Genomic DNA, 23,667 nt, shown 5'->3' with positions numbered 1-23,667 from the left:
GGGCGTCCTGCGGTCAGTGCGTCCGTGGACCCGGGCCGAGCACGTCGGCCAGGGCGGCCACGTCCCCGACGACGACGACAGCGGGGTTGCCGACGCCGCGGGCCAGCGCCTGCTCGGCGATGTTCGCGAGCGTCCCGACGGTCGTGCGCTGGTCGGGCAGCGTGCCGCGCTCGACGACCGCGACCGGCGTGGACGGGTCGCGTCCGTGCTCGACGAGCGACCGCGCGTGCCCCGCGAGCTGGGCGACGCCCATGAGCAGCACGAGGGTGCCGTCAAGACGGGCCAGGGTCGCCCAGTCGGGGGCCCGGTCGTGCGCGGACAGAATCGTGACCTGCCGGGACACCCCACGGTGCGTGACCGGGATGCCGGCGGCGCCGGGCACCGCGATCGCGCTGGTCACACCCGGCACGACCTCGACCGGGACACCGGCCTCGAGGCAGGCCTGGACCTCCTCGCCGCCGCGTCCCAGGACGAACGGGTCGCCGCCCTTGAGCCGGACCACGCGCAGGCCGGCGCGGGCACGCTCCACGAGCACCTCGTTGATCTGGGTCTGCGTGAGGGTGTGGGCGTGCGGTGACTTGCCGGCCTCGATGACCTCGACGTCCGCGTCCAGCTGCGACAGCAGCGCCCGCGGCGCCAGCCGGTCCACGACGACGACGTCCGCCTCCGCGAGCGCGCGCCGGCCCCGCGTCGTGATCAGCCCGGGGTCGCCGGGGCCGCCGCCGACGAGCGTGACGGTCCCCGTCGCGGCGGGCCGCTGCCGGCGCAGCGGGAGCTCGCCCGTGTCGAGCAGCAGCGCGAGGGCGGACCTGAGCCGGGCGGCGCGACGCGGGTCGCCCCCGGCGCCCACGGCGACGGTGACGTCACTGGCACGGGCGACGGCCGGGGTCCAGGCGCTCGACGCCCCCGCGTCGTCGGCCCGGACGCACCACAGCCGGGCCGCCTCGGCGTCGGACGCGACCGCGTCGTCGACCTGGCTGACCCCGGTCGCGGTGTGCACGAGCCAGGCGCCGTCGAGGTCGGTCGCGAGGTACTCCCGGGCGTGCCAGCGGACCGCGCCGCCGGTGACGAGCTCGGCCAGGTCCTCGCACAGGGCGGGCGCGACGACGTGCACGTCGGCGCCGTCCTCGACCAGCCGGACGGTGCGGCGCGCCGCGACGGGACCGCCGCCGACCACGACGACCCGGCGGCCGTGCAGGTCGAGGAGCAGCGGGTGCCGCGGCGCGTCCGTCATATCCCGGCCCCCGCCAGCCAGTCGTCGTCGTGCGCGCCCGGGGGAGGCGTGGGGGTCAGGCGGTCGAGCAGCGTCGGACCGACGAGACCCGCGGCGAGCGTGGTGCCGTCCGCGGGGTCGACGAGCAGGAACCCGCCGGTGCGGCGGTGCTCCGCGTAGTCGTCGAGCACGACCGGCTCCGCGAGTCGGACCTTCACCCGCCCGATGGCGTTGAGCGTGAGCGCCCGGGGTGCGACGTCCGACGACGTGTCCGTCGCGTCGACGGCGTGCAGCGTGTCGACGCCGTCCCACACCTCGACGGTCTGCGTGTCCACGTCGAGCCGCGCGTTGACCTCGCGCAGCAGCGCCCGGACGGTGCGGGTGCCGATGCGCACGAGCACGCGGGCGCCGAGCACGCTGCGCCGCTCGGCGAGCCAGCACACCGTGCCCTCGAGGTCCTGGCCCACCGTCACGGTGGACCCGGACGGCACGAGCACGTCGCCGCGGGCCACGTCGACGTCGTCGGCGAGGCGCAGCGTGACGGACTGCGGCGCGTGGGCCTCGTCGAGCGGGCCATCGAACGTGTCGATCCCCGTGATGGTGCTCGCCTTGCCGGAGGGCAGCACCGTGACCTCGTCGCCGACGCGCACGACACCCGAGGCGATCCTGCCGGCGTACCCGCGGTAGTCGGGGTGCTCGGGCGTGCGCGGCCGGATGACGACCTGCACGGGGAACCGGAACGCCTCGGTGTGCGCGTCGCGGTCGACCGGGACGGACTCCAGGTGGTCGAGCAGCGTCGGGCCGTCGTACCAGGGCGTACGCGCCGAGCGGTCCACGACGTTGTCACCGTCGAGCGCCGACAGCGGCACCGCCTGCACGTCCGTGAGGCCGATGGCCGCGGCGTACTGGGCGAAGTCGTCGGCGATCGTCCGGAACGTGGTCTCGTCGAAGTCCACGAGGTCCATCTTGTTCACTGCGAGCACCACGTGCGGGACGCCGAGCAGCGCGGTGATCGTGGCGTGCCGGCGGGTCTGCTCGAGGACGCCCTTGCGGGCGTCGACCAGAACGATCGCGAGCTCGGCCGTCGACGCGCCGGTCACCATGTTGCGCGTGTACTGCACGTGGCCGGGCGTGTCCGCCAGGACGAACGCGCGCCGGGCCGTCGAGAAGTAGCGGTACGCCACGTCGATCGTGATGCCCTGCTCGCGCTCGGACCGCAGCCCGTCGGTGAGCAGCGCGAGGTCGACGGCGCCGCCGCCGCGGGCCGCGGTCGCCGCCTCGACGGCGGCCAGCTGGTCGGCCAGCACCGACTTCGTGTCGTAGAGCAGCCGGCCGATCAGGGTGCTCTTGCCGTCGTCGACCGAGCCCGCCGTCGCGAGGCGCAGCAGGTCCCGCTGTGCGTGGTCGGTCGCCGTGTCGTCAGCGGTGGCGGGCAGCGTGCTCGTGTCCGTCGTCATCAGAAGTAGCCCTCGCGCTTGCGGTCCTCCATGGCGGCCTCCGAGGCCCGGTCGTCTGCGCGCGTCGCGCCGCGCTCGGTGAGCCGGCTCGCGGCCACCTCGGCGATCACGTCCGCGACCGTCGTCGCGGTCGACTCGACGGCACCCGTGCAGCTCATGTCGCCGACGGTGCGGTAGCGCACGACCCGCGTCTCGAGCGTCTCGCCGGCGCGCGGGCCGCCCCACTCGCCGGGGGCGAGCCACATGCCGTCGCGGGCGAACACCTCACGCTCGTGCGAGTAGTAGATCGACGGGAGGACGATCTCCTCGCGCTCGATGTACCGCCACACGTCGAGCTCGGTCCAGTTCGACAGCGGGAACACGCGCACGTGCTCGCCGGGCTTGTGCCGGCCGTTGTACAGGTCCCACAGCTCGGGGCGCTGCCGGCGCGGGTCCCACTGCCCGAACTCGTCGCGCAGGGAGAACATCCGCTCCTTGGCGCGGGCCTTCTCCTCGTCGCGCCGGCCGCCGCCGAACACGGCGTCGAAGCGGTGCGTCGTGATGCCGTCGAGCAGCGGCACGGTCTGCAGCGGGTTGCGCGAGCCGTCGGGACGCTCGACCACGCGGCCGTCGTCGATCGCGTCCTGCACGCTCGCGACGACGAGGCGCAGGCCCAGCTCGTCGACCGTGGCGTCCCGGTAGTCGATGACCTCGGGGAAGTTGTGGCCGGTGTCGACGTGCATGAGCGTGAACGGCACCGGCGCCGGCCAGAAGGCCTTGCGCGCCAGGTGCAGCATCACGATCGAGTCCTTGCCGCCGCTGAACAGCAGCACCGGCCGCTCGAACTCGCCGGCGACCTCGCGCATGACGTGGATCGCCTCGGACTCGAGGGCGTCCAGCTGCGTCAGGCCCGTGCGGGCGGGGGTCGTGACCGTCGTCATGTGTGCAGACCGCATTCCGTCTTGGAGGTGCCGGACCAGCGGCCGGCCCTCGGGTCCTCACCGGGGGCAACTGCGCGCGTGCACGGCGCGCAGCCGATCGAGGCGTAGCCCGCCTGGCGCAGGGGGTTGAGCACCACGTGGTGCTCCTCGACGTAGGCGTCCACGTCGGCCTGCGTCCAGGCGGCCAGCGGGTTGAGCTTGACCTTGTCGCGCTTGACGTCCCAGCCGACGACCGTGATGTCGGTGCGCGTCGGGGCGTCCTCGCGACGCATCCCGGTCACCCAGGCCGTGTACGGCGCGAGTCCTCGCTCCAGGGGCTCGACCTTGCGGAGCGCGCAGCACAGGTTCGGGTCGCGGTCGTGCAGGCGGGGGCCGTGCTCGGCGTCCTGCTCGGCGACCGTGCGCAGCGGCAGGATCGTGCGCAGCGAGATGTTCGTGAAGTCGGCGTAGTAGTCGCGCGTGCCGAGGGTCTCCGCGAAGTGGTAGCCGGTGTCGAGGAAGATCACGTCGATCCCGGGCACGGCCTTCGCGGCGAGGTCGACGAGCACCTCGTCGCCCATGGACGACGCGACCACGAGGTCGGACCCGAACGTCCGGCCCGCCCACGCGAGGATCTCCGACGGGTGGGCACCCTCGAGGTCCCGGCCGGCGTCCTCGGCGAGCTGCCGCAGGTCGGTGGTGTCGACGGTCATGCGCTGGTCACCCCCACGAACTTCAGCGCGAACGCCCGGGCGCAGGAGCGGCACTCCCACTCGCCGTGCCGTTCGCTGGCCGGCCACAGGTCCTCGCTCGCGCAGAACGGGCAGTAGTACGGCACCGCACGCTGGGCGGACTCGCTCATCGCAGGTCCTCCTCGTCGGCCCGGTGCACCCACTGCGCGAACAGCTCGCCCTCGGTGCGCTGCTCGTCGAACTTCGTCGCGACCCGCTCGATGTAGTCGGGCAGCTCGTGGGCCGGCACGCGCAGGCCGCGCAGCGTCTTGCCGAGCCCGCTGGTCAGGCCGAGGCCGCCGCCGAGGTGGACCTGGTAGCCGTCCTCGCCGCCCGCGAGCGCGCCCTTGAGGCCGATGTCGGCCGTCTGGATGCGGGCGCACGAGTTCGGGCAGCCGTTGAGGTTGATCGTGATGGGCTGGTCGAAGGTCGGCAGCCGCTCCTCGAGCTCGCCGACCAGCGCCTTCGCGCGGGCCTTCGTCTCGACGATCGCGAGCTTGCAGAACTCGATGCCCGTGCACGCCAGCGTCCCGCGGCGGAACGTCGAGGCGGTGCGCACGGCCAGGCCGGCCTCCTCGAGGCCGTCGACGAGCGTGTCGACCTTGTCGGGCGCGACGTCGAGGACCACGAGCTTCTGCTCGACGGTCAGCCGCAGCCGGTCGGAGCCGGCAGCCTCGATGAGGTCCGCGAGCTGGGACAGCAGCGGGCCGGAGACGCGGCCGACGACCGGCGCGGCGCCGACGTAGAAGTTGCCGTCGTTCTGCGGGTGCACGCCGACGTGGTCGCGGCGGCCGGTCGGCGGCGGGGGCGGCTCGGGGCCGTCGGGCAGCGAGTACCCGAGGTACTCGCCCTCCAGCACCTCGCGGAACAGCTCGGCACCCCAGTCGGCGACCAGGAACTTCAGGCGGGCGCGGGTACGCAGGCGGCGGTAGCCGTAGTCGCGGAAGATGCCGACGACGCCGGTCCACACCTCGGGGACCCGGTCGAGCGAGACGAACGCGCCGAGCCGCACGCCGAGCTTCGGGTTGGTGGACAGCGCGCCGCCGACCCACAGGTCGAAGCCCGGGCCGAGCTCGGGGTGCACGACGCCGACGAACGCGACGTCGTTGATCTCGTGGGCGACGTCCTGGTGCGGGGAGCCGCTGATCGCGGTCTTGAACTTGCGGGGCAGGTTCGAGAACGCGGGGTCCCCGATGTACCGCTCCGCGATCTCCCGGACCGCGGGGGTGCCGTCGATGATCTCGTCGGCCGCGACGCCCGCGACGGGGGAGCCGAGGATGACGCGCGGGGTGTCGCCGCAGGCCTCCTGCGTGGACAGCCCGACGGCCTCGAGCCGGCGCCAGATCTCGGGCACGTCCTCGATGCGGATCCAGTGCAGCTGGATGTTCTGCCGGTCGGTGATGTCCGCCGTGGTCCGGCCGAACTCGGTGGAGATCTCCGCGATGGTGCGCAGCTGCTGCAGGCTCAGGGCGCCGCCGTCGCAGCGCACGCGGAGCATGAAGTACTCGTCGTCCAGCTCGTGCGGCTCGAGCGTGGCCGTCTTGCCGCCGTCGATGCCGGGCTTGCGCTGCGTGTACAGACCCCACCAGCGCATGCGACCGCGCAGGTCCTCGCCGGGGATCGACGCGAAGCCCTCGCGGGAGTAGATGGTCTCGATCCGGTGCCGGACGTTGAGGCCGTCGTCGTCCTGCTTGAACTTCTCGTTGCCGTTGAGGGGCTCACGCTGGTCGAACGCCCACTGGCCCTCGGGGCGGGCTGCGGGCGGGGCGATCCTGGTCTGCGCCATAGGGCGCTACCTCCAGGGGATCATGGACGTGCGGCTGCACCCACCGTCTGCGAGGGACGGAGCTCGGGACGCAGACCGCGCGCCCGAGGGGGGACGAGGGGGCGGGGTCAGTCGATCCGCGGACAGCAGCAGCACATGCACGGGTCCGCGATGCCGGCGCACATGGGCCGACACGAGGCGAGGAACCCGGACGTGATCACCGCACGAGGTTGTCATGCGAACGGCGCCAGCGGGAGCCTGCGTCCGGATGGTGAGATCTCTTCCCGAGATATGGGACGGCCGTCCAGAACGGGTGTATCGGCCCCGTCGGCGACACGCCAGGCGCGGCTCACCGTGAGCCTCGTCACCCCCGCGCGAGCCGCCCCCGACGCGGTCGTACGCTTTCTGGCGTGACCCTCCCGGACGGTGCCCACCTCGTCGCGCCCGCGACGGCCCGCACGGAGCCGTCCGAGCGGCACATGCTGCCCTCGCTGACCGAGCGGCGCCCGGTCGTCACCTCGGACCGGCTGCTCGCCGAGCTCGTGCCGCCCCGCCACTTCGCCGACGCGTCGTTCGACTCGTACGTGCCCGACGCCGCGCACCCGTCCCAGCGTGCCGCGGTCGAGCGCCTCCGGGCCGCCGCGCGCACGATCCCGTCCGGCGGGCGGCGCGCGGGGCTGTTCCGCAAGGCCGCCGAGCCGGTCGCCGTGTACCTCGACGGTGGGTTCGGCGTCGGCAAGACCCACCTCCTCACCGCCCTGGCGCACGCGGTCGGGACGCACGACTCCGCCTACGGCACATTCGTCGAGTACACCAACCTCGTCGGGGCGCTCGGCTTCCTGCCCACCGTCGAGGCGCTCGCCACCCGCAGGCTCGTCTGCATCGACGAGTTCGAGCTCGACGACCCCGGCGACACCGTGCTCATGAGCCGGCTGCTGCGCGAGCTCACCGACCGCGGCGTGTCCCTCGCCGCCACGTCGAACACCCTGCCCGGCTCCCTCGGCGAGGGCCGATTCGCCGCCGACGACTTCCTGCGCGAGATCCAGGCGCTCGCCGCCCGGTTCGAGGTGCTGCGCGTCGACGGCGACGACTACCGGCACCGCGCCGTCGTGACGGACGCCGACGGGCTCGGCGAGGACACCGTCCGCGCCGCCGTCGCCACCCGCCCGGACGCGACGCTCGACGACTTCGAGCAGCTGCTCGACCACCTCGCGACCGTGCACCCCAGCCGGTACGGCGCGCTGCTCGACGGCGTCGGCCTCGTCGGGCTCACCGGGATCGGGCCCGTGCCCACGCAGGACGTCGCCCTGCGGCTCGTCGTGCTCGTCGACCGGCTCTACGACCGGGACGTCCCGGTGCTGCTCGGCGGCGCGGGGGAGCAGGCGCTGTTCTCCGCGGAGATGCTCGCCGGCGGGTACCGCAAGAAGTACTACCGGGCGCTGTCCCGCCTCGGGTCGCTGGCCGCCGACGGGGCAGCACTGCTCGGCTGACCGCCGGCGGGCTCAGCCGGCCGGGGCTCAGCCGGCGGCCTCAGCCGGCGGGGGGCACCAGGACCGCGACGGAGCGTGGGCCGAGGCCCACGACGACGCCGTCGCCGTCGACCGTCACCGTCACGGGCTCCCACGCCTCGGCCAGGTCCACGGGCCCGTCGACGTCGAGGCGGACCGGGCGCGGTGCGTCGGACAGGTTCGCCACGACCCTCGCCGCTCCGCGCCGCAGCACGAGCCAGCCCCGGAACGGCCCGTCGTCGGAGCCGTCGCCCCAGGCGAGGTCCGTCGCCGCCAGGTCGCCGGACGCGAGGTCGGGCACCGAGCGGCGCAGCGCGACGACCCGCCGGTACCAGTCGAGGACGCGGGCGTGCGGTTCCGACGTGGTCTCGGACCGGTCGAGCACGCTGCGCCGGAACGTGTCCGGCGACTGGGGGTCGGGGACGTCGATGTCCGAGCCGTACAGGTCGCGCCACCCGTGCCCGCCGAACTCCTCTCGTCGCCCTCGGCTCACCGCCGCCCCGAGCTCGGCGTCCGGGTACGACGTGAAGTACTGCCAGGGCGTCGACGCGCCCCACTCCTCGCCCATGAACAGCATCGGCGTGAACGGCGACAGGACGACGAGGGCTGCCTCGACGGCGAGCAGCCCGGGGTCCAGGCGCGCGGACGGCCGGTCGCCCAGCGCCCGGTTGCCCACCTGGTCGTGGTTGGAGGCCGCCACCACGAACCGGTGCCCGTCGGTGCCGGCCGGGACGGGCCGGCCCCAGGTCCGCCCGCGGAACGTCGACCACGTCCCCGCGTGGACGAACGCGCCGGTCAGGGCCGTGCGCAGCACCTGCGGGGAGCCGAAGTCGACGTAGTAGCCGTGCCGCTCTCCGGTGACCAGCGCGTGGATCGCGTGGTGCACGTCGTCGGCCCACTGCGCGGTCATCCCGAGGCCGTCGGGGGTCGGCGTGACCGTCGACGGGTCGTTGAGGTCGGACTCCGCGACGAGGGACAACGGCCGGCCCAGCTCGACGCCCAGGGCGGCGACCTCGTCGGACAGCTGCGCCAGGAGGTGACGGGGCGACCCGTCGACCAGCGCGTGCACCGCGTCCAGCCGCAGCGCGTCGAGGTGGAAGTCGCGCAGCCACCCGAGGGCGCTGTCGCACACCCACCGGCGCACCTCCTCGGCGCCGTCCTGGTCGAGGTTCACGGCGGCGCCCCACGGCGTGTGGTGCGCGTCGGTGAAGTACGGGCCGAACTCGGCGAGGTAGTTGCCCGACGGCCCGAGGTGGTTGTGCACCACGTCGAGGCACACGCCGAGCCCGCGGGCGTGCGCGGCGTCGACGAACCGGTGCAGCGCGGCCGGGCCGCCGTAGGGCTCGTGGACCGCCGAGATCGCCACGCCGTCGTAGCCCCAGCCGCGCGGCCCGTCGAACGCCGCGAGCGGCATCAGCTCGACGACGTCGACCCCGAGGGCGACGAGCTCGTCGAGGTGCTCCGCGGCCGCGTCCAGGGTCCCGCCGGGGGTGAACGTGCCGACGTGCAGCTCGTAGAGCACCCGCCCGCGGACGTCGACGCCCGACCAGCCGTCGTCCGTCCACGTCCACGCCGACGGGTCGAGCACGCGGCTCGGAGCGTGCACCCCGGCCGGCTGCCAGCGGCTGCGGGGGTCCGGGCGCACCGGCCCGCCGTCCAGCGAGAAGCCGTAGTCCGTCCCCGGCGAGAGGTCCTCGCCGCGCCACCAGCCGCCGCCGGCCCGGGCCAGCGGTCGACGCTCGTCCGTGGCCGGCAGCACGACGTCGACCCGGCCGGCAGCCGGCGCCCAGACCCGCGTCACTCGACCGCCCTCACCAGCAGCGCCACGGGCAGCCGGTCGAGCAGCGGCGCGACCTCGACCACGCCGCCGGCGACCGGACGGTCGGACAGCACGTCGTGCCACTCGCCCTCGGGCAGCGCGACCGTGTGGTCCGCCCAGCCGCCCAGCCGGTCCACCGCGGCGGCGAGCCGGGTGGCGACGACCGCGACCTGCGGGTCGCCGTCGACGGTGCGGGCGTACGTGAGGCTGTGACCCGACGAGTGCGCCAACGGGAGGAACCCGCTGCCGGGGCCGACGAACGCCTCGCGGACCTCCCGGCGGACGCGCAGCGCGCGCGATGTCACCAGCAGCTTCTCGTCGGCGAGGTCCCGCGGGCCGGCGCCGTCGTCGAGCCGGGCGAGCCGTTCCGCGAGCGCCTCGTGGTCGACGGGCCTGCGGTTGTCGGGGTCGACGAGCGTCACGGTGGGGACCTCGGTGCCCTGGTAGACGTCCGCCACGCCCGGCACGGTCAGCTGGACGAGCTTCGTGCCGAGGGACGCGGCCCGGACCGCCGCACGCGTGCGCACCTCCCACGCGGCGAGCAGGTCGCGTGCCACCGGGTCGTCGAGCGCGCGTCGGGCCGCCCCCAGCACGGCGCTCTCGTACGCCGCGTCGGGGGTCGTCCAGGTGGTGTGGCTCTTCGCCTCGCGGATGGCCTTGGTGAGGTACTCGGCGAGCCGGTCGGCGGAGATCGGGCCCTCCGGGGTCCACGTTCCGGCGAGCGTCTGCCACAGGAGGTACTCGGTGCGGCCGTCGAGCAGCGCCGAGCGGTACGGCGCGGACGTCGCACGCAGGGCGTCGACGAGCTCGCCCCACTCGTGCGGCAGCTCGCTGAGCACGCCGAGCCGCGCACGCGTGTCCTCGCTGCGCTTCGTGTCGTGCGTGGTGAGCGTCGTCATGCCGAGCGGGGAGACGACCTGCAGGTGCGCGGCCCACGCCGCGAGGTCCGTCGGCGTCAGCGCGAACCGTTCGGGCTCCCCGCCGACCTCGCACAGGCCCACGAGGTGCGTCCAGCGATAGAACGCGGTGTCCTCGACGCCCTTGGCGGTGACCGCGCCGCACGTCTGCTGGAACCGGACGACGAGCTCGTCGCGGCGACGCCCCCGGGTGAGTCCCGCGCTGCCGACCTCACGGCCCAGGAGCAGGTCGACGAGGACGTCCATCGTGGCGGCCCGCTCGGGGGACAGGCGGGCCCGCGCGGTCCGGGCGGCCTGCTCGACGACGTCCACGGCCTCGGCGGGCGCGGCCTGACCGGGGACGACGTAGGCGCGGTACCGGTCGAACGCGACGAGGAGCTCGACGAGGCAGTCCTCGAGCGCCCGCCAGGTGTGGTCGCGCAGGCGCAGGTCCTCCCGGCAGATCCCCGCCGCGAGCGCCGTCAGCCGCCGCACCTCCGCGTACAGGGGCCCGTCGACGATCTCGCGCTTGGCGGCCTCCGCGATCGCCGGGAACGCGTCCGAGGTGTCTCCGGTGAGCCGGTGCATGACCGCACCGAGCTGCGCGGCGCCGCCGGGGTCGACGAACGTCTGCTGGATGCGCCACAGGCCGTCGTACCCCGTGGTGCCCGCGGTGTCCCAGTCGGGCGGGAGCTGCTCCTCGCCCTGCAGGATCTTCTCGACCACCACCCAGGCCCCGCCGCTCGCCTCGCGGAGCCGGGCCAGGTACCCCGCGGGGTCGGCGAGGCCGTCGGGGTGGTCGATGCGCAGGCCGTCGAGCGTGCCGTCGGCGAGCAGGGACAGCACGAGCGCGTGGGTCGCGTCGAACACCGCCGGGTCCTCGACGCGGACCGCGACCAGGGTGCCCACGTCGAAGAACCGCCGGTAGTTGAGCTCCTCGTCGGCGACGCGCCAGTACGCCAGGCGGTACGGCTGCCGTTCGACGAGCTCGATGAGCGGCAGCTGCTCGGTGCCCGGCAGGACGGGGAACACGTGGTCGTGGTAGCGCAGCACCGTGCGCGGGCCGTCGCCGGGCACGTCGACCTCGTCGAGCCGCAGCTCGTCGCGGGCCAGCACGGCGCCGATCCGGTCGCCGAGGATCGGCATGAGCACGTCGCCCTCGCCCGCCGACCAGTCGACGTCGAACCACGACGCGTACGGCGACGACGCGCCCTCGCTCAGCACCGACCACAGCGGGCGGTTGTGCCACACGGGCGTCGGGACCGCCATGTGGTTCGGCACGATGTCGAGGACCAGGCCGAGGCCGGCGCCGTGCGCGGCGTCCGCGAGCCGGCGCAGCGCCGCCAGCCCCCCGAGGGTCGGGGCGATCTCGTCGTGGTCGACGACGTCGTAGCCGTGCGTCGACCCGGGGGCCGCCGTCAGGACGGGGGACAGGTAGACGTGCGTCACGCCGAGGCGGGCGAGGTACGGCACCTGGGCCGCGACGTCGTCGAGCGTCAGGTCGGCGCCCAGCTGCACCCGGTACGTCGACACCGGCACCGGCCTGCCCTCCGCGGGCAGCCGGCGTGCCGGGGTCGCGCGCGCGTCCGTCACGTCGACGTCCGCGACGAGCCGCTGCGGCGGCGGGGCGGGTCCTGGGGCACCGGCAGGTTCTGGGCGCCCTTCGTCATCTTCGAGGCCTCCCGTGACGCGTCCGCGATCGCGCCGCTGCCCGACGCGGTCGGGCCCGCCTCCAGGGGCGGACGTGTGAAGACGACGACGGACCGGCCCGAGAGCGTCAGCGCCTCACCGGCGGCCGCGGTCGCCCCGGGGGAGAACTTCGAGTCCGTGTCGATCACCGCCGTCCAGATCGCGCTGTAGTCGTCCTGCGGCAGCGTGAACGTCGCGTCGTCGGGCTGGCCGTTGAACAGCACGAGGAAGCTGTCGTCGACGATCTCCTCGCCCCGGCTGTCCGGCTCGGCGATCGCGTCGCCGTTGAGGAACACCATCACGGCCCGCGCCTGGGCCGCCTGCCACTCCGCGTCCTCCATGTGCGTGCCGTCCGGCGACAGCCACGCGATGTCACGCAGGTCGGACTCACCGCCCCGCTCCGGGAGGCCGGCGAAGAAGCGGCGCCGACGGAACACCTGGTGCTGGCGGCGCAGCCGCACGAGCCGCTGGGTGAACTCGAGGAGCCCGGTCCGGGCCTCGTCGAGGTCCCAGTCCACCCACGCGAGCTCGTTGTCCTGGCAGTACACGTTGTTGTTGCCCTGCTGCGTGCGGCCGAGCTCGTCGCCGTGCGCGATCATCGGCACGCCCTGGGACAGCAGCAGCGTGGTGAGGAAGTTGCGCTGCTGACGGCCGCGCAGCACGTTGATCTCCGGGTCGTCCGTCGGCCCCTCCGCGCCGCAGTTCCACGAGCGGTTCCAGCTCTCGCCGTCCCGGTTGCCCTCGCCGTTCGCCTCGTTGCGCTTCTCGTGGAACGACACCAGGTCGGCGAGCGTGAACCCGTCGTGCGCCGTGACGAAGTTGACGCTCGCGATCGGCGCCCGGCCGGTGTGCTCGTACAGGTCCGAGGAGCCCGACAGCCGGCTCGCGAACTCGCCGAGCGTCGACGGCTCGCCGCGCCAGAAGTCCCGCACCGTGTCGCGGTACTTGCCGTTCCACTCCGACCACAGCGGCGGGAACCCGCCCACCTGGTAGCCGCCGTCGCCGACGTCCCACGGCTCCGCGATGAGCTTGACCTGGGAGATCACCGGGTCCTGGTGGACCAGGTCGAAGAACGCCGACAGGCGGTCCACCTCGTGGAACTGGCGGGCCAGCGTCGCCGCGAGGTCGAACCGGAACCCGTCCACGTGCATCTCGGTGACCCAGTAGCGCAGCGAGTCCATGATGAGCTGCAGCACGTGCGGCGAGCGCATGAGCAGCGAGTTGCCCGTGCCGGTCGTGTCGAAGTAGTGCGCCGGGTCGCTGTCGACGAGCCGGTAGTAGTTGGCGTTGTCGATGCCGCGGAAGCTCAGCGTCGGGCCCTGGTGGTTGCCCTCGGCCGTGTGGTTGTAGACGACGTCGAGGATCACCTCGATGTCGGCCGCGTGCAGCTCCTTGACCATCGTCTTGAACTCCTGCACCTGCTGACCGGGCTGCGTGTAGGCCGCGTACCCGTTGTGCGGTGCGAAGAACCCGATCGTGTTGTAGCCCCAGTAGTTCGACAGGCCCTTCTCGACGAGGCTCGGGTCGTTGACGAACTGGTGCACCGGCATCAGCTCGACGGCCGTCACCCCCAGCGTCGTCAGGTGCTCGATCACCGCCGGGTGCGCCATGCCGGCGTACGTGCCGCGCAGCTCCTCGGGCACGGCCGGGTGCAGCTTCGTCAGCCCCTTCACGTGCGCCTCGTAGACGACGGACTCGTGGTACTCGTGGTCCGGCGGCCGGTCGAAGCCCCAGTCGAAGTACGGGTTGATGACGACGGACGTCATCGTGTGCGGCGCCGAGTCGTCCTCGTTGACCTCGTCCGGGGCGTCGAAGCGGTACGAGTACAGCGACGGGTCGCCGTCGACCTGCCCGTCGATCGCCTTCGCGTACGGGTCGAGCAGGAGCTTCGACGGGTTGCACCGGTGCCCGCGCGCGGGGTCGTACGGGCCGTGCACCCGGTACCCGTACCGCTGGCCGGGCATCACCGCGGGGAGGTACCCGTGCCAGACGAACGCGTCGACCTCGGTGACCTCCAGCCGCGTCTCGGTGCCCTGCTCGTCGAAGAGGCACAGCTCGACGCGCTCCGCGACCTCCGAGAAGAGGGCGAAGTTCGTCCCGCTGCCGTCGTACGTCGCACCGAGGGGGTAGGGGCGTCCTGGCCAGATGCGCATCTGCCCAGGGTGCCAGCAGCGTCCCTGGTCGGCGCGGGGTGCGGGACGATGTGTGGCGCGTCACATCCGGCACCACCTCCGACGCTGCATCGGAGCGCTGCGCGCAGCAACGCCGGGCGCTTCGCGCACTTGCACCTGCACGTCGGGGCTGGTGCGCTGGGGCCGTCCGGCGTCGCGGTCGACAGGACCCGGCGCGGCGCGAGCGACGGAGGTCTCCCGTGAGCGGTCGGGTCGTGGTGGTCGGCGCGGGACTGGCCGGGGCGAAGACGGTCGAGGCGCTCCGAGCGGGCGGGTACGACGGCACCGTCACGCTGATCGGCACCGAGACCGACCGGCCCTACGAACGGCCCCCGCTGTCCAAGGGGTACCTGCAGGGCAACGAGGAGCGGGACGCCGCCTTCGTGCACCCCGCCGACTGGTACGCGACGCACGACGTCGAGCTGCGTCCCGGCACCACCGTCACCTCGCTCGACCTGGCTGCCCACGACGTCGTCGACGCCGCCGGCGGCCGCACCGGCTGGGACCACCTGGTCCTCGCGACCGGTTCCGAGCCGCGCCGGCTCGACGTCCCGGGGGCGGACCTCGACGGCGTCCTGTACCTGCGCACCCTCGGCGACAGCGACCGGCTGCGCGCCGCGCTCACCCCCGGACGCCGCGTGGTCGTCGTCGGCGGCGGGTGGATCGGGCTCGAGGTCGCCGCCGCCGCCCGGAGCGCCGGCTGCGACGTCAGCGTCCTGGTGCGCGACCCGATGCCCCTGCTGCACGTCCTCGGCCCCGAGCTCGCCGCGATGTTCGCCGACCTGCACCGTGCCAACGGCGTCGACCTGCGCACCCGGACCGAGGTCGCCGAGGTCGTCGCGACCGGCGACGGCACCGGCGTGGGAGCGGTCGTGCTCGCGGACGGGACCCGCGTGGACGCCGACGTCGTCGTGGTCGGCGTCGGGGCCGCCCCGCGGGTCGGGCTGGCACGCGACGCGGGTCTGACCGTCGAGGACGGGGTGGTCGTCAGCGCCCACCTGCGCTCCTCGCACCCGCAGGTGCTCGCCGTCGGCGACATCGCCCGTGCCGCGCACCCGCTGCTCGGCACCCACGTCCGGGTCGAGCACTGGGCCAACGCGCTGAACCAGCCGGCCACCGCGGCCGCCACGGTGCTCGGCCGCGACGAGCCGTACGACCGGCTGCCGTACTTCTTCACCGACCAGTACGACCTCGGCATGGAGTACGTGGGGTGGGTGGGGCCGCACGGGTACGACGAGGTCGTGGTACGAGGCGACGTGGGCAGCCGCGAGCTCGTCGCGTTCTGGCGTCGGGAGGGGCGGGTCGTCGCCGGCATGAACGTCAACGTGTGGGACGTCGTGGACGACGTGCAGGCGCTGATCCGGTCCGGTGCCGTCGTCGACCGTGACCGGCTCGCCGACCCCGACGTGGCGCTCGCCGACCTCGTGTGACGGTCGGTCCGACCCGAAACGATTCCGACCTCCCGCACGCGTCTGACCTGCTGGTACGTTCCGTGTCGTCGCTGGGACGAGCGACCACGGGGCACCCGTCGCCGGCGTCTGGCGAGCCGCTCGCGGCGGGTCACTCGGTCGGCGGGAGCGGCTCTGTACCTCCCGTCGACCGAGGCGTCCACGACCGCGCCGCGGCCGCCGTCAGTCCTGGGTCGTCGCCGGCACCGTCCGGTCGACCGCGCGGCGCACGACCTCGTCGTCCTGCGCGCCCTCCGCCCGCCACGCGAGCTGCTCGACGGCGCCGTTGCCGCGGCGCAGCACGTGACCCAGCTGGCGCTCCACGAGCTCCAGGTCCCCGGCGTCGACGAGCGCGTCGCGCACGTGGTCGACGAGCTCGCCGATCACGTCGACCGCGGGCCGGGGGAGCCCGGCCGCGGGGCTCACGAGCTCGCCGGAGAGGCCCGACCGCGCCGCCCGCCACGTCGCCGCCCGCAGGAGCTCGGTCCGCGGGTGACCGTCGTGACGCCGGCCCTGGCGCACCGCGGTCTCCGCGAGCGCCCGGACCAGGCCCGCCTGGAGGACGGCGTCGGCGGGATCGAGGCACACGTCCGCGACCCGGACCTCCACGGTCGGGTAGTGCGCCGACAGCCGGGCGTCGAAGTAGATCATCCCGTCGTCCAGGATCGTGCCCGACCGGAGCAGGTCGGCGACGACCCCGTGGTACCCGGCGCCGTCCCCGAACGGTGCGGTGGGTCCCGCCGTCGGCCACCGGCCCCACACCTGCGAGCGGTAGCTCGCGTAGCCGGTCGTCCGGCCCTGCCACGACGGGCTGTTCGCGCTGAGCGCCAGCAGCACCGGGGTCCACGTGCGCAGGTGGTCGAGGACGACGACCCCCTCGTCGTCGTCCGCCACCTCGACGTGCACGTGGCACCCGCACGTGAGCTGCTCGCGGGCGGTCTGGCCGAAGCGGGCCCGGATCTCCAGCGCCCGGCGGTCGGCGAGGACCGTGGACTCGACCGGCTGCGGGGCGGTGCCGAGGGCCGCGATCCGGGCGCCGGCCCGGCGGGCGTAGGCGTCGGCGAGCTCGCGCCCCGCCCGCACCTCGGCGAGGAGGTCGCGCAGCGAGTGCCGGGGACGCGTCGAGATCTCGACCTGCTCCTGCTTGAACTCCTTCTCGATCGACCCGCCGGGCTCGTCGGTGCCCGGTCCCGGCACGGCCGGCGGGTCGAGGGACGCGAACCGCAGCACGGCGCCCGAGACGGCCTGCGGCACGCCGTCGGGCGTGACCAGCAGGAACTCCTCCTCGACCCCGAGCGTCCGCACCCGCTCAGTGTGGGCGAGCGGCGGCGGTCCCGCCCGGCGCGGGGTCGTCGACGGCGCGGTCGGGGAGGGCCGCGTCGGGCGTCCCCGCACGTGCCACCAGGACCGCACCCGCGACCACGAGCGTGAAGGCGACGGCCGCGAGCCACTCGTGGCCGGCCTGTGCCCGGTCGCCGGCCAGGACGATCCCGACCACGGCGCTCACGACGGTCTCGACGCCGACCATGAGCGCGGTGACCGTGACGACCGGCGCACGCCGCAGGGCGAGCGCCGACAGACCGAGCCCGGTCACGCCGGCGACCGCCGCGCACCACGCGGCGGGTTCGGTCAGCAGGTCCGCCGGGCGCAGGCCGGGCAGGGTGCGAGCGGCGAGCGCGAGCACCGAGAACGACCCCCCTGCGAGGCACGCCAGCAGGAGGCCCCGTCCCGTCGTGGCCCGGCCCAGGCCGGCTGCTGCACCCGCCGCCACGAGCACGACCGTCGCGACGACGACGACCACGGTCGTCGTGCCGCCGGTCGTCGCCGGCGTCACCTCGACGGACAGCGCGAGCACGACGAGCCCCGCCGCGGTCGCCCCCAGCCCCACCCACTCGGGTGCGCGCAGGCGGGCGCCGAGCACCAGCACCGACAGCACCGCCGCCACGCCGAGGCTCGACGCGCGTCCCGCCTGCACGACGAAGAGGGGCAACGAGCGCAGGGCGACGGCCGCGAGCACGAAGCCGGACGCGACCAGCAGCATCGCGACGAGGTACACCCGATCCGTGGCCAGACGCCGCACCATCGACGTGCCGAGGCCGACGTCCGGGGGCAGCCGACGGGCGGCGACGGCCTGCAGCACGATCGCCGTGCCGGAGCACACGGCCGCCGCGGCGACGCACACCAGCGCACCTAGCACACTGGACCTCCTGGGCGAATCGGACGTGGACCGGACCTTCTGGAGGCCGGGGACACCCTATGCTCCCCCCGTCGACGAATCCGTCGACATCATGCGAGGGGGTCCGGTGGTGCAGACGGCGGAGCGTGCGAGCGCGCCCACGGTCGCGACGCCACGTGCCCCGACGGCCCGCGTCCTCGGTGCCTTCGTCCTGGTCGCTGCCGTGCTGGCGGCCGTCGTGACCGCGGCCGACGGCGGACGGCAGAACCCGGACCCGACGCTGCGGGCGCCGTCGTGGCTCGACGGCTGGTACCAGTACGACGCGGGCTGGTACCGGCACATCGTGGAGTCCGGGTACTCGTACACGCCGGGACAGCAGTCGTCGATCGCCTTCTTCCCCGTCTACCCGATGGGCGTGCGCGCGCTGCGTGCAGTGGTCGACGACACCCAGACAGCCGGCACACTGCTCGCGCTCCTCGCCGGTGCCGGCGCCGTCCTCCTCTTCGCGCGATGGGCGTGGACGCGGCTGCCCCGGCGTTCCGCGGTGGCGGCCGTCGGCGTGCTCCTGCTCTACCCGTACGCGATGTTCCTCTACGGCGCGATGTACGCCGACTCGCTGTTCCTGCTGTGCGCGATCGGCTCGTTCGTGCTCCTGGAGCGTCGGTGGTACCTCGCCGCGGGGCTGGTGGGCGCGCTCGCCACGGCAGGCCGACCCGTGGGCGTGGCGGTGGTGGTCGGCCTGGTGGTCCGCACGATCGAGCTGATCGCCCAGGACCGGGCCGCGGGCGACGGGCCGGTCGGCCCGCGGGACCTCGTGCAGGCGGTCCGCGGCGTGCGACCGCGCCACCTGGGCGTCCTGGCGTCCGTCCTCGGCATCGCCGGCTGGTGCGTGTACCTGTGGCTCGCGTTCGGCAACCCGGTCGCGTTCGTCGCCGTCGAGTCGGCGCCTGGCTGGGACCAGGGCGCCGGGCCGCGGACGTGGCTCAAGATCGCCTACGCGGGCACCCTTGTGAAGGGCCCGCGCGACATCGCGATCCTGCTGACGATCCAGGCGGTCGTCTGCCTGTGCGCCGTGCTGCTGCTGCGCCGGGTGTGGCAACGTTTCGGGTGGGGCTACCTCGCGTACGCCGCCGTGGTGCTGGCGATCCCGATCCTCGGCACCAAGGACTTCATGGGGACCGGCAGGTACGCCCTCGTCGCGTTCCCGGCGCTCGCCGCCGCGGGTGACTTCCTCGCGACCCGACGTCGCCGCTGGGTGCTCGTCGCCGTGCTGTGCGCGAGCGCCGCCCTGCTGCTCGTCCTGACCTGGCTCTTCGGAAGATCTGTAGAGGTGTCGTGACCGTCCACCACGAGCCGTTCAAGCGGCTGTCGATCTTCTTCCCGATGTGGAACGAGGAGCTGTACATCCGTCGCGCGATCGACGCCGCGCGCCTCGAGTGCGAGGAGCTCGTCGCGAGCGGCCAGGTCCTCGACTACGAGCTGGTCGTCGTCGACGACGCCTCGACGGACCGGACCGGCGCCATCGCGGACGAGCTGGCCGCCGAGGACCGCCACGTCGTCGTGGTCCACCACGAGCGCAACCGCAAGCTCGGCGGCTCCATCAAGAGCGGCTTCGCCACGGCGTCCGGCGACGTGGTCCTCTACACCGACGCGGACCTGCCGTTCGAGATGACCGAGGTGTCCCGGGCGCTGCGGGTGCTGCGCACGTACGAGGCGGACATGATCAGCGCCTACCGGCTGGACCGGACCGGCGAGGGACCTCGTCGGGCCGTGTACTCGTTCCTCTACAACGGCCTCGTGCGGCTCCTGTTCGGGACGCGGCTGCGGGACATCAACTTCGCGTTCAAGCTGTGCCGTCGCGAGGTCCTCGACCACGTGAGCCTCGTGAGCGAGAGCTCGTTCATCGACGCGGAGCTCGTCGTCCGCACGCAGAAGGCCGGGTTCCAGATCCTGCAGATCGGGGTCGACTACTTCCCGCGGACGCGCGGCGTCTCGACGCTGTCGTCCGTCGCGGTCATCCGGGCGATGGTGCGGGAGATGTTCCAGCTCCGTCGCGACCTGCGGGGCATCTCGCCGGTCGTGGCGCGCGGTCACTCGTGACCCGTCTGCTCATCGTCACCGCCGACGACCTGGGCCTGACCGTCGGCGTGAACGAGGCGGTCCGGCGCGCGCACGTGGACGGGGTCGTGACGGCGACGTCGGTGCTCGCGGTCGGTCGCGCCTTCGACGACGCGGCCGCGATGCTCCGGGACCTGCCGGCGCTCGAGGTCGGGGCGCATCTCGCGATCGTGGGGGAGGACCCGCCGCTGCTGTCGGCGCGTGAGGTGCCGACGCTCGTCGACGCGACGGGCCGGTTCCCCCTGAGCTACCGGACCGTGGTGGCCCGCGGACTGGCCGGACGCATCGACCCCGACGACGTCCGGCGCGAGCTGGCGGCCCAGCTCGAGCGGGTGCGTGGCATCGGCGTGCCCGTGACGCACCTCGACACGCACCAGCACACGCACCTGTGGCCCACGGTGGGGAAGGTCGTCGCCGAGCTCGCCGTCGCGGCGGGCGTGGCGGCCGTCCGCCTGCCGCGCAGCCACCGGCACGGTCCCCTCGGGCTCGGCGTCTCGGTGCTGGCGGCCCGGACGGCGCGGACGCTGCAGCGCGCCGGTCGCGTGTCGCCGGGCGACTACGCCGGGCTCGACGAGGCGGGCAGGCTCGACGTCGCACGCTTCGGTCGCACGTTCGACGCCGTCGCCCGCCGCGGCGCGGCCTCCGTCGAGATCAACGCCCACCCGTCGGTCCCGGACGACCCGGACCTCGGACCGTTCGACTGGTCGTACCGCTGGGCCGACGAGCTCGCCATGCTCACGGACCCGGCCGTGCGCCGCCGGATCGAGTCCGCGGGGTACAGGCTCGGCGGGTTCACGGACCTCGGGCCGACCGACGGAAGGACGACATGACGACACGACGGCCGGACGCACCGGGACGGCAGGCGCTCGCCCTCTTCCGTGGCGCACCGCTCGGCGTCCGCGTGCACACCCGGGTCCGCTGGTTCAGCGCACCGTTCCCGGCCATCGCCGCCGCGCTCCCGGCCACCGGCCGCATCCTCGAGATCGGCTGCGGGCACGGGCTGTTCAGCGCCTACGCGGCCCTGGCGGGGCCGGGCCGCGAGGTGCTCGGGGTCGACATCGACGCCGACAAGATCGCGCACGGCCGTGCAGCCGTCCAGGGGGTGGAGCGGCTCGAGCTCGCGGTCGCCCCCGACGGGGAGGTGCCGGCGGGACCGTGGGACGCCGTGGTCGTCGTCGACGTGCTGTACCTCCTGCCGGCCGACGCGCAACGGCAGCTCCTCGCCGAGGCGGCGTCCCGGCTCGCGCCGGGCGGGATGCTCGTGGTGAAGGAGATGGGCACGACGCCGCGGTGGAAGGCCCGCTGGAACGCGTTCCAGGAGACGTTGTCGGTCAAGGTGCTGCGCATCACCGAGGGTTCGTCGTTCGACTTCGTCCCGCCCGAGACGACCGCCGGCTGGCTGACCGACCTCGGCCTGTCCGTGCAGGCCCACCGGCTCGACGCCGGCCGCGTGCACCCGCACCACCTGCTCGTGGCCCGGCGCGGCGCCGGCGGCTGACCGGCGTCACACGAGGAGCCCGGCGACCAGCGCACCGAGCACGAGGCCCGCACCCGCGAGCCAGACCAGCGTGGGCAGCCGGTCGACGAGTCGCCGCCTCACGTCCTCACCACCTCCCCGTCGCGCACCTCGACGGCCACCGGCGGCAGAGGCGTGCTCGCCGGTCCCTGCACCACGTCGCCGGTCGTCGCGTCGAACGCGCTGCCGTGGCACGGGCAGTGGATCTCGCCGCCGCGCACGTCCCGCACGAGGCACCCCTGGTGGGTGCACACCGCGGAGAACGCGTGCACCGTCGCGCCGTCCCGCGTGAGCACGACCTTCTGGTCGGCGAGGACGAGCCCGCCGCCGTCGGGCACGTCGTCGAGCGGCGCGAGGCGGTCCGAGGCGGAACCGTGACCTGAGCTGTCACCGCCGCCACCTCCGCTGTCGTCGCTGCCCCCGTCGTCCCCGCCCCCGTCGTCCGACCCCGGGTACCCGACGGGCCCCGACCCTGCCGCGGGCGCGATCGCCTGGAACCCGACGAACCCCACGACGCCGGCCACGACCACGACCCCCGCCCCTTCGAGGACCGCGCGCCGGCCCGGACCGGGCGCGTCGTCGTCCATCTCCGCCTCCCTGCTCACACCAGCGCGTACCCGGAGCGGGTGAAGAACCACAGCGCCGAGCTGAACCAGACGACGAGCAGCGTCGCCGCCAGCAGGCCGCCGAGCAGCGGGACCGTCCCACGAGGCAGGGACGGCAGCCGCAGGGCGAGCATCTTCGCGGCGAACACCCCGTACAGCAGGCAGCCGGCGACGGCGTGGACGACGACGCGGGCGTCGTCGTCCGTGACCCCGAGCGACCAGACACAGTGGAACATCACGGGGAGGGTGAGCAGGAACGCGACGGTGCCGGTCCACCGGTGCACGGGGGAGACCCAGCGTGCGGACGGGTCGACACCGGGCAGGCGTCCCCACATGGCCAGGGCGCTGAGGACCTGGACGACGACGAGCACCGCGGCGGCGGTCGTCAGCCACGCCTTCATCTGCAGCATGCCGCTGAACCCGAGCGTCGTCAGGGCCGCACCGTTCCCCGGGTGCACGCGCGCGTAGGCGGCGAGGCCCGCGGAGACGGCGAGCCCCAGGGCCCCGACGGCGGCGAGCGCCCACTGGCGCGTCGGCGTCACGCGTTCGTCGACCGCTGCCGCCCCGCCCATGCCGACCTCCCGCCGCACGTCCCGTCCAGGTATGCACCCGCCGTGGTGCCGGGCGCAAGGGCTGCACCGGGATGCGGCGTTGCTCACGTCCCCCGTGCGGCGACTACCACGAGCGCATGACCTGCGGATAGCCTGCTGGCTACATGTGTCAGAACATGTCTCGCCGCACGCGCTCGACAAGGGCCTGACGGCTGCGCCTCGCCCCCGGGGTGCGCTGCTCGGACCGCCAGGCGCCGTCACCAGACGAAGGACGTCCGTGGTCACCGCCACCCAGGCCGATCGGCCCGCCACCACCCGCTCGCGGGCCGCCGCGCTGCGGGAGCTCGCGCTCGTGGTCGGCCTGTACGTCGCGTACAGCGCCACGCGGCTCGCCGTCGGGGGGCAGTGGGGTGCGGCGCGCGAGCACGCCGACCAGCTGCTGCGCGTCGAGCGCGACCTGCACCTCGACGTCGAGCTGTGGCTCAACACGATCGTGACGCCCGTGACGTGGCTCGCGGTCCCGTCGTCGTACTGGTACGCGACGATGCACTTCGTCGTGACGCCGGCCGTCCTCGTCCTGCTGTACCGGAAGCACCCCGTGCTGTACCGGCCCGCCCGGACCGCGCTCATGGCGGCGACGCTCGTCGCGCTGCTCGGCTACTACTTCTTCCCGACCGCGCCGCCGCGCCTCGTCGGCGGCGGCTACGTGGACACGCTCTCAGCGACCTCGCAGTACGGCTGGTGGCCGTCGGCCGCCGAGGCCGCGGCGGGCGGGGGCTCGGTGACGAACCAGGTGGCGGCCATGCCGTCCATGCACGTCGGCTGGGCGCTGTGGGTGAGCATCGTGCTCGCGGCGCTGGCGCGACGGTGGTGGCTCAAGGTGCTCGCGTTCGGCTACGTCGCGACGACGACGTCGGTCGTGGTGCTCACAGCGAACCACTGGGTGCTCGACGCCGTGGCCGGCGTGGTGCTCGTCGGGGCGTGCTGGGTCGTCGCGTCCCGGGCGCACCGGCCGCCGCCCGCGTCGACCCAGGCCCCCGTGCACGACCTGCGCCGTCCGCTGGACGAGGTCGACGACGGTCGGACGCTCGCCGCGAGCTGACGC

The 23,667-nt window shown here is 74.2% G+C and carries 20 protein-coding genes; 7 read left to right on the top strand and 13 right to left on the bottom strand.

The genetic code is table 11. The features are described 5' to 3' along the window. Positions 1-13: 13 nt before the first annotated feature. From cobA to Cch01nite_RS06095, 6 genes are read right to left on the bottom strand one after another with little or no spacing between them, the layout of a single operon-like run. Positions 14-1,234 (bottom strand): uroporphyrinogen-III C-methyltransferase, encoded by a 1,221-nt coding sequence (gene cobA / locus Cch01nite_RS06120; RefSeq protein ID WP_203749904.1) that lies wholly within the window; start codon positions 1,232-1,234, stop codon positions 14-16. Then, positions 1,231-2,670, bottom strand: a complete 1,440-nt coding sequence (locus Cch01nite_RS06115; RefSeq protein WP_239069958.1) for a sulfate adenylyltransferase subunit 1 — start codon at positions 2,668-2,670, stop codon at positions 1,231-1,233. The genes cobA and Cch01nite_RS06115 overlap by 4 nt, the downstream gene beginning before the upstream one ends. Continuing rightward, positions 2,670-3,590, bottom strand: a complete 921-nt coding sequence (cysD, locus tag Cch01nite_RS06110; RefSeq protein WP_203749902.1) for a sulfate adenylyltransferase subunit CysD — start codon at positions 3,588-3,590, stop codon at positions 2,670-2,672. The genes Cch01nite_RS06115 and cysD overlap by 1 nt, the downstream gene beginning before the upstream one ends. After that, positions 3,587-4,282 carry a phosphoadenylyl-sulfate reductase gene (locus Cch01nite_RS06105; protein WP_203749900.1) on the bottom strand — a complete coding sequence of 232 codons (696 nt, stop codon included), beginning with the start codon at positions 4,280-4,282 and terminating at the stop codon, positions 3,587-3,589. Before Cch01nite_RS06105 ends, cysD begins: the two co-directional genes overlap by 4 nt. Continuing rightward, on the bottom strand, positions 4,279-4,431 hold the full coding sequence (locus tag Cch01nite_RS06100) for a hypothetical protein (RefSeq protein WP_203749898.1): 153 nt from the start codon (positions 4,429-4,431) through the stop codon (positions 4,279-4,281). Before Cch01nite_RS06100 ends, Cch01nite_RS06105 begins: the two co-directional genes overlap by 4 nt. Beyond that, a complete protein-coding gene (locus tag Cch01nite_RS06095; RefSeq protein WP_203749895.1) occupies positions 4,428-6,086 on the bottom strand; it encodes a nitrite/sulfite reductase in 1,659 nt (552 codons plus the stop codon). The genes Cch01nite_RS06100 and Cch01nite_RS06095 overlap by 4 nt, the downstream gene beginning before the upstream one ends. A 458-nt stretch (positions 6,087-6,544) precedes the next feature. Between Cch01nite_RS06095 and zapE the strand changes: the two genes are divergently transcribed. Then, the gene (zapE, locus tag Cch01nite_RS06090) at positions 6,545-7,555 is read left to right on the top strand and encodes a cell division protein ZapE (protein WP_203750126.1); all 1,011 of its coding nucleotides are present in this window, start codon (positions 6,545-6,547) and stop codon (positions 7,553-7,555) included. Positions 7,556-7,595: 40 nt separating this feature from the next. Here the strand turns inward: zapE and treZ are convergent, their stop codons facing one another. From treZ to glgX, 3 genes are read right to left on the bottom strand one after another with little or no spacing between them, the layout of a single operon-like run. Beyond that, positions 7,596-9,374, bottom strand: coding sequence for a malto-oligosyltrehalose trehalohydrolase (gene treZ, locus Cch01nite_RS06085; protein WP_203749893.1), 1,779 nt, complete (start codon positions 9,372-9,374; stop codon positions 7,596-7,598). Next, on the bottom strand, positions 9,371-11,881 hold the full coding sequence (gene treY, locus Cch01nite_RS06080) for a malto-oligosyltrehalose synthase (protein WP_203749891.1): 2,511 nt from the start codon (positions 11,879-11,881) through the stop codon (positions 9,371-9,373). Before treY ends, treZ begins: the two co-directional genes overlap by 4 nt. Then, the gene (gene glgX / locus Cch01nite_RS06075; RefSeq protein WP_203749890.1) at positions 11,878-14,130 is read right to left on the bottom strand and encodes a glycogen debranching protein GlgX; all 2,253 of its coding nucleotides are present in this window, start codon (positions 14,128-14,130) and stop codon (positions 11,878-11,880) included. Before glgX ends, treY begins: the two co-directional genes overlap by 4 nt. 218 nt (positions 14,131-14,348) lie before the next feature. On the opposite strand from glgX, the gene Cch01nite_RS06070 reads away from it, so the two are divergent. After that, entirely contained in the window at positions 14,349-15,578 is a 1,230-nt protein-coding gene (locus Cch01nite_RS06070) for an NAD(P)/FAD-dependent oxidoreductase (RefSeq protein WP_203749888.1), read from the top strand. Between the two features lie 201 nt (positions 15,579-15,779). Here the strand turns inward: Cch01nite_RS06070 and Cch01nite_RS06065 are convergent, their stop codons facing one another. Together Cch01nite_RS06065 and Cch01nite_RS06060 are read right to left on the bottom strand one after the other, a co-directional pair. Beyond that, entirely contained in the window at positions 15,780-16,901 is a 1,122-nt protein-coding gene (locus tag Cch01nite_RS06065) for a carboxylate-amine ligase (RefSeq protein ID WP_203749886.1), read from the bottom strand. Positions 16,902-16,905: 4 nt separating this feature from the next. Next, positions 16,906-17,793, bottom strand: a complete 888-nt coding sequence (locus Cch01nite_RS06060) for a hypothetical protein (protein ID WP_203749884.1) — start codon at positions 17,791-17,793, stop codon at positions 16,906-16,908. Between the two features lie 106 nt (positions 17,794-17,899). Between Cch01nite_RS06060 and Cch01nite_RS06055 the strand changes: the two genes are divergently transcribed. The 4 genes from Cch01nite_RS06055 to Cch01nite_RS06040 are packed head-to-tail and all read left to right on the top strand — an operon-like array spanning position 17,900 to position 21,388. Beyond that, positions 17,900-19,111, top strand: coding sequence for a putative hexosyltransferase (locus tag Cch01nite_RS06055; RefSeq protein ID WP_203749882.1), 1,212 nt, complete (start codon positions 17,900-17,902; stop codon positions 19,109-19,111). Beyond that, a complete protein-coding gene (locus Cch01nite_RS06050; RefSeq protein WP_239069954.1) occupies positions 19,108-19,872 on the top strand; it encodes a glycosyltransferase family 2 protein in 765 nt (254 codons plus the stop codon). Before Cch01nite_RS06055 ends, Cch01nite_RS06050 begins: the two co-directional genes overlap by 4 nt. Continuing rightward, complete coding sequence (locus Cch01nite_RS06045; protein WP_203749880.1) at positions 19,869-20,720, top strand: ChbG/HpnK family deacetylase; 852 nt, start codon at positions 19,869-19,871, stop codon at positions 20,718-20,720. The genes Cch01nite_RS06050 and Cch01nite_RS06045 overlap by 4 nt, the downstream gene beginning before the upstream one ends. Next, on the top strand, positions 20,717-21,388 hold the full coding sequence (locus Cch01nite_RS06040; protein WP_203749877.1) for a class I SAM-dependent methyltransferase: 672 nt from the start codon (positions 20,717-20,719) through the stop codon (positions 21,386-21,388). Before Cch01nite_RS06045 ends, Cch01nite_RS06040 begins: the two co-directional genes overlap by 4 nt. A 98-nt stretch (positions 21,389-21,486) precedes the next feature. On the opposite strand, the gene Cch01nite_RS06035 is transcribed toward Cch01nite_RS06040, so the two are convergent. Together Cch01nite_RS06035 and Cch01nite_RS06030 are read right to left on the bottom strand one after the other, a co-directional pair. Next, positions 21,487-21,993 carry a Rieske (2Fe-2S) protein gene (locus Cch01nite_RS06035; protein WP_203749874.1) on the bottom strand — a complete coding sequence of 169 codons (507 nt, stop codon included), beginning with the start codon at positions 21,991-21,993 and terminating at the stop codon, positions 21,487-21,489. Between the two features lie 14 nt (positions 21,994-22,007). After that, entirely contained in the window at positions 22,008-22,583 is a 576-nt protein-coding gene (locus Cch01nite_RS06030; RefSeq protein WP_203749871.1) for a DUF6529 family protein, read from the bottom strand. Between the two features lie 256 nt (positions 22,584-22,839). Between Cch01nite_RS06030 and Cch01nite_RS06025 the strand changes: the two genes are divergently transcribed. Further along, on the top strand, positions 22,840-23,664 hold the full coding sequence (locus tag Cch01nite_RS06025) for a phosphatase PAP2 family protein (RefSeq protein ID WP_203749868.1): 825 nt from the start codon (positions 22,840-22,842) through the stop codon (positions 23,662-23,664). Positions 23,665-23,667 lie beyond the last annotated feature (3 nt).

This window comes from Cellulomonas chitinilytica, from assembly GCF_016862675.1.
In the GTDB taxonomy this organism is placed as follows: domain Bacteria; phylum Actinomycetota; class Actinomycetes; order Actinomycetales; family Cellulomonadaceae; genus Cellulomonas; species Cellulomonas chitinilytica.
Note: the sequence above shows the minus strand (reverse complement) of the source record. Positions and strands in the feature narration are given on the sequence as shown.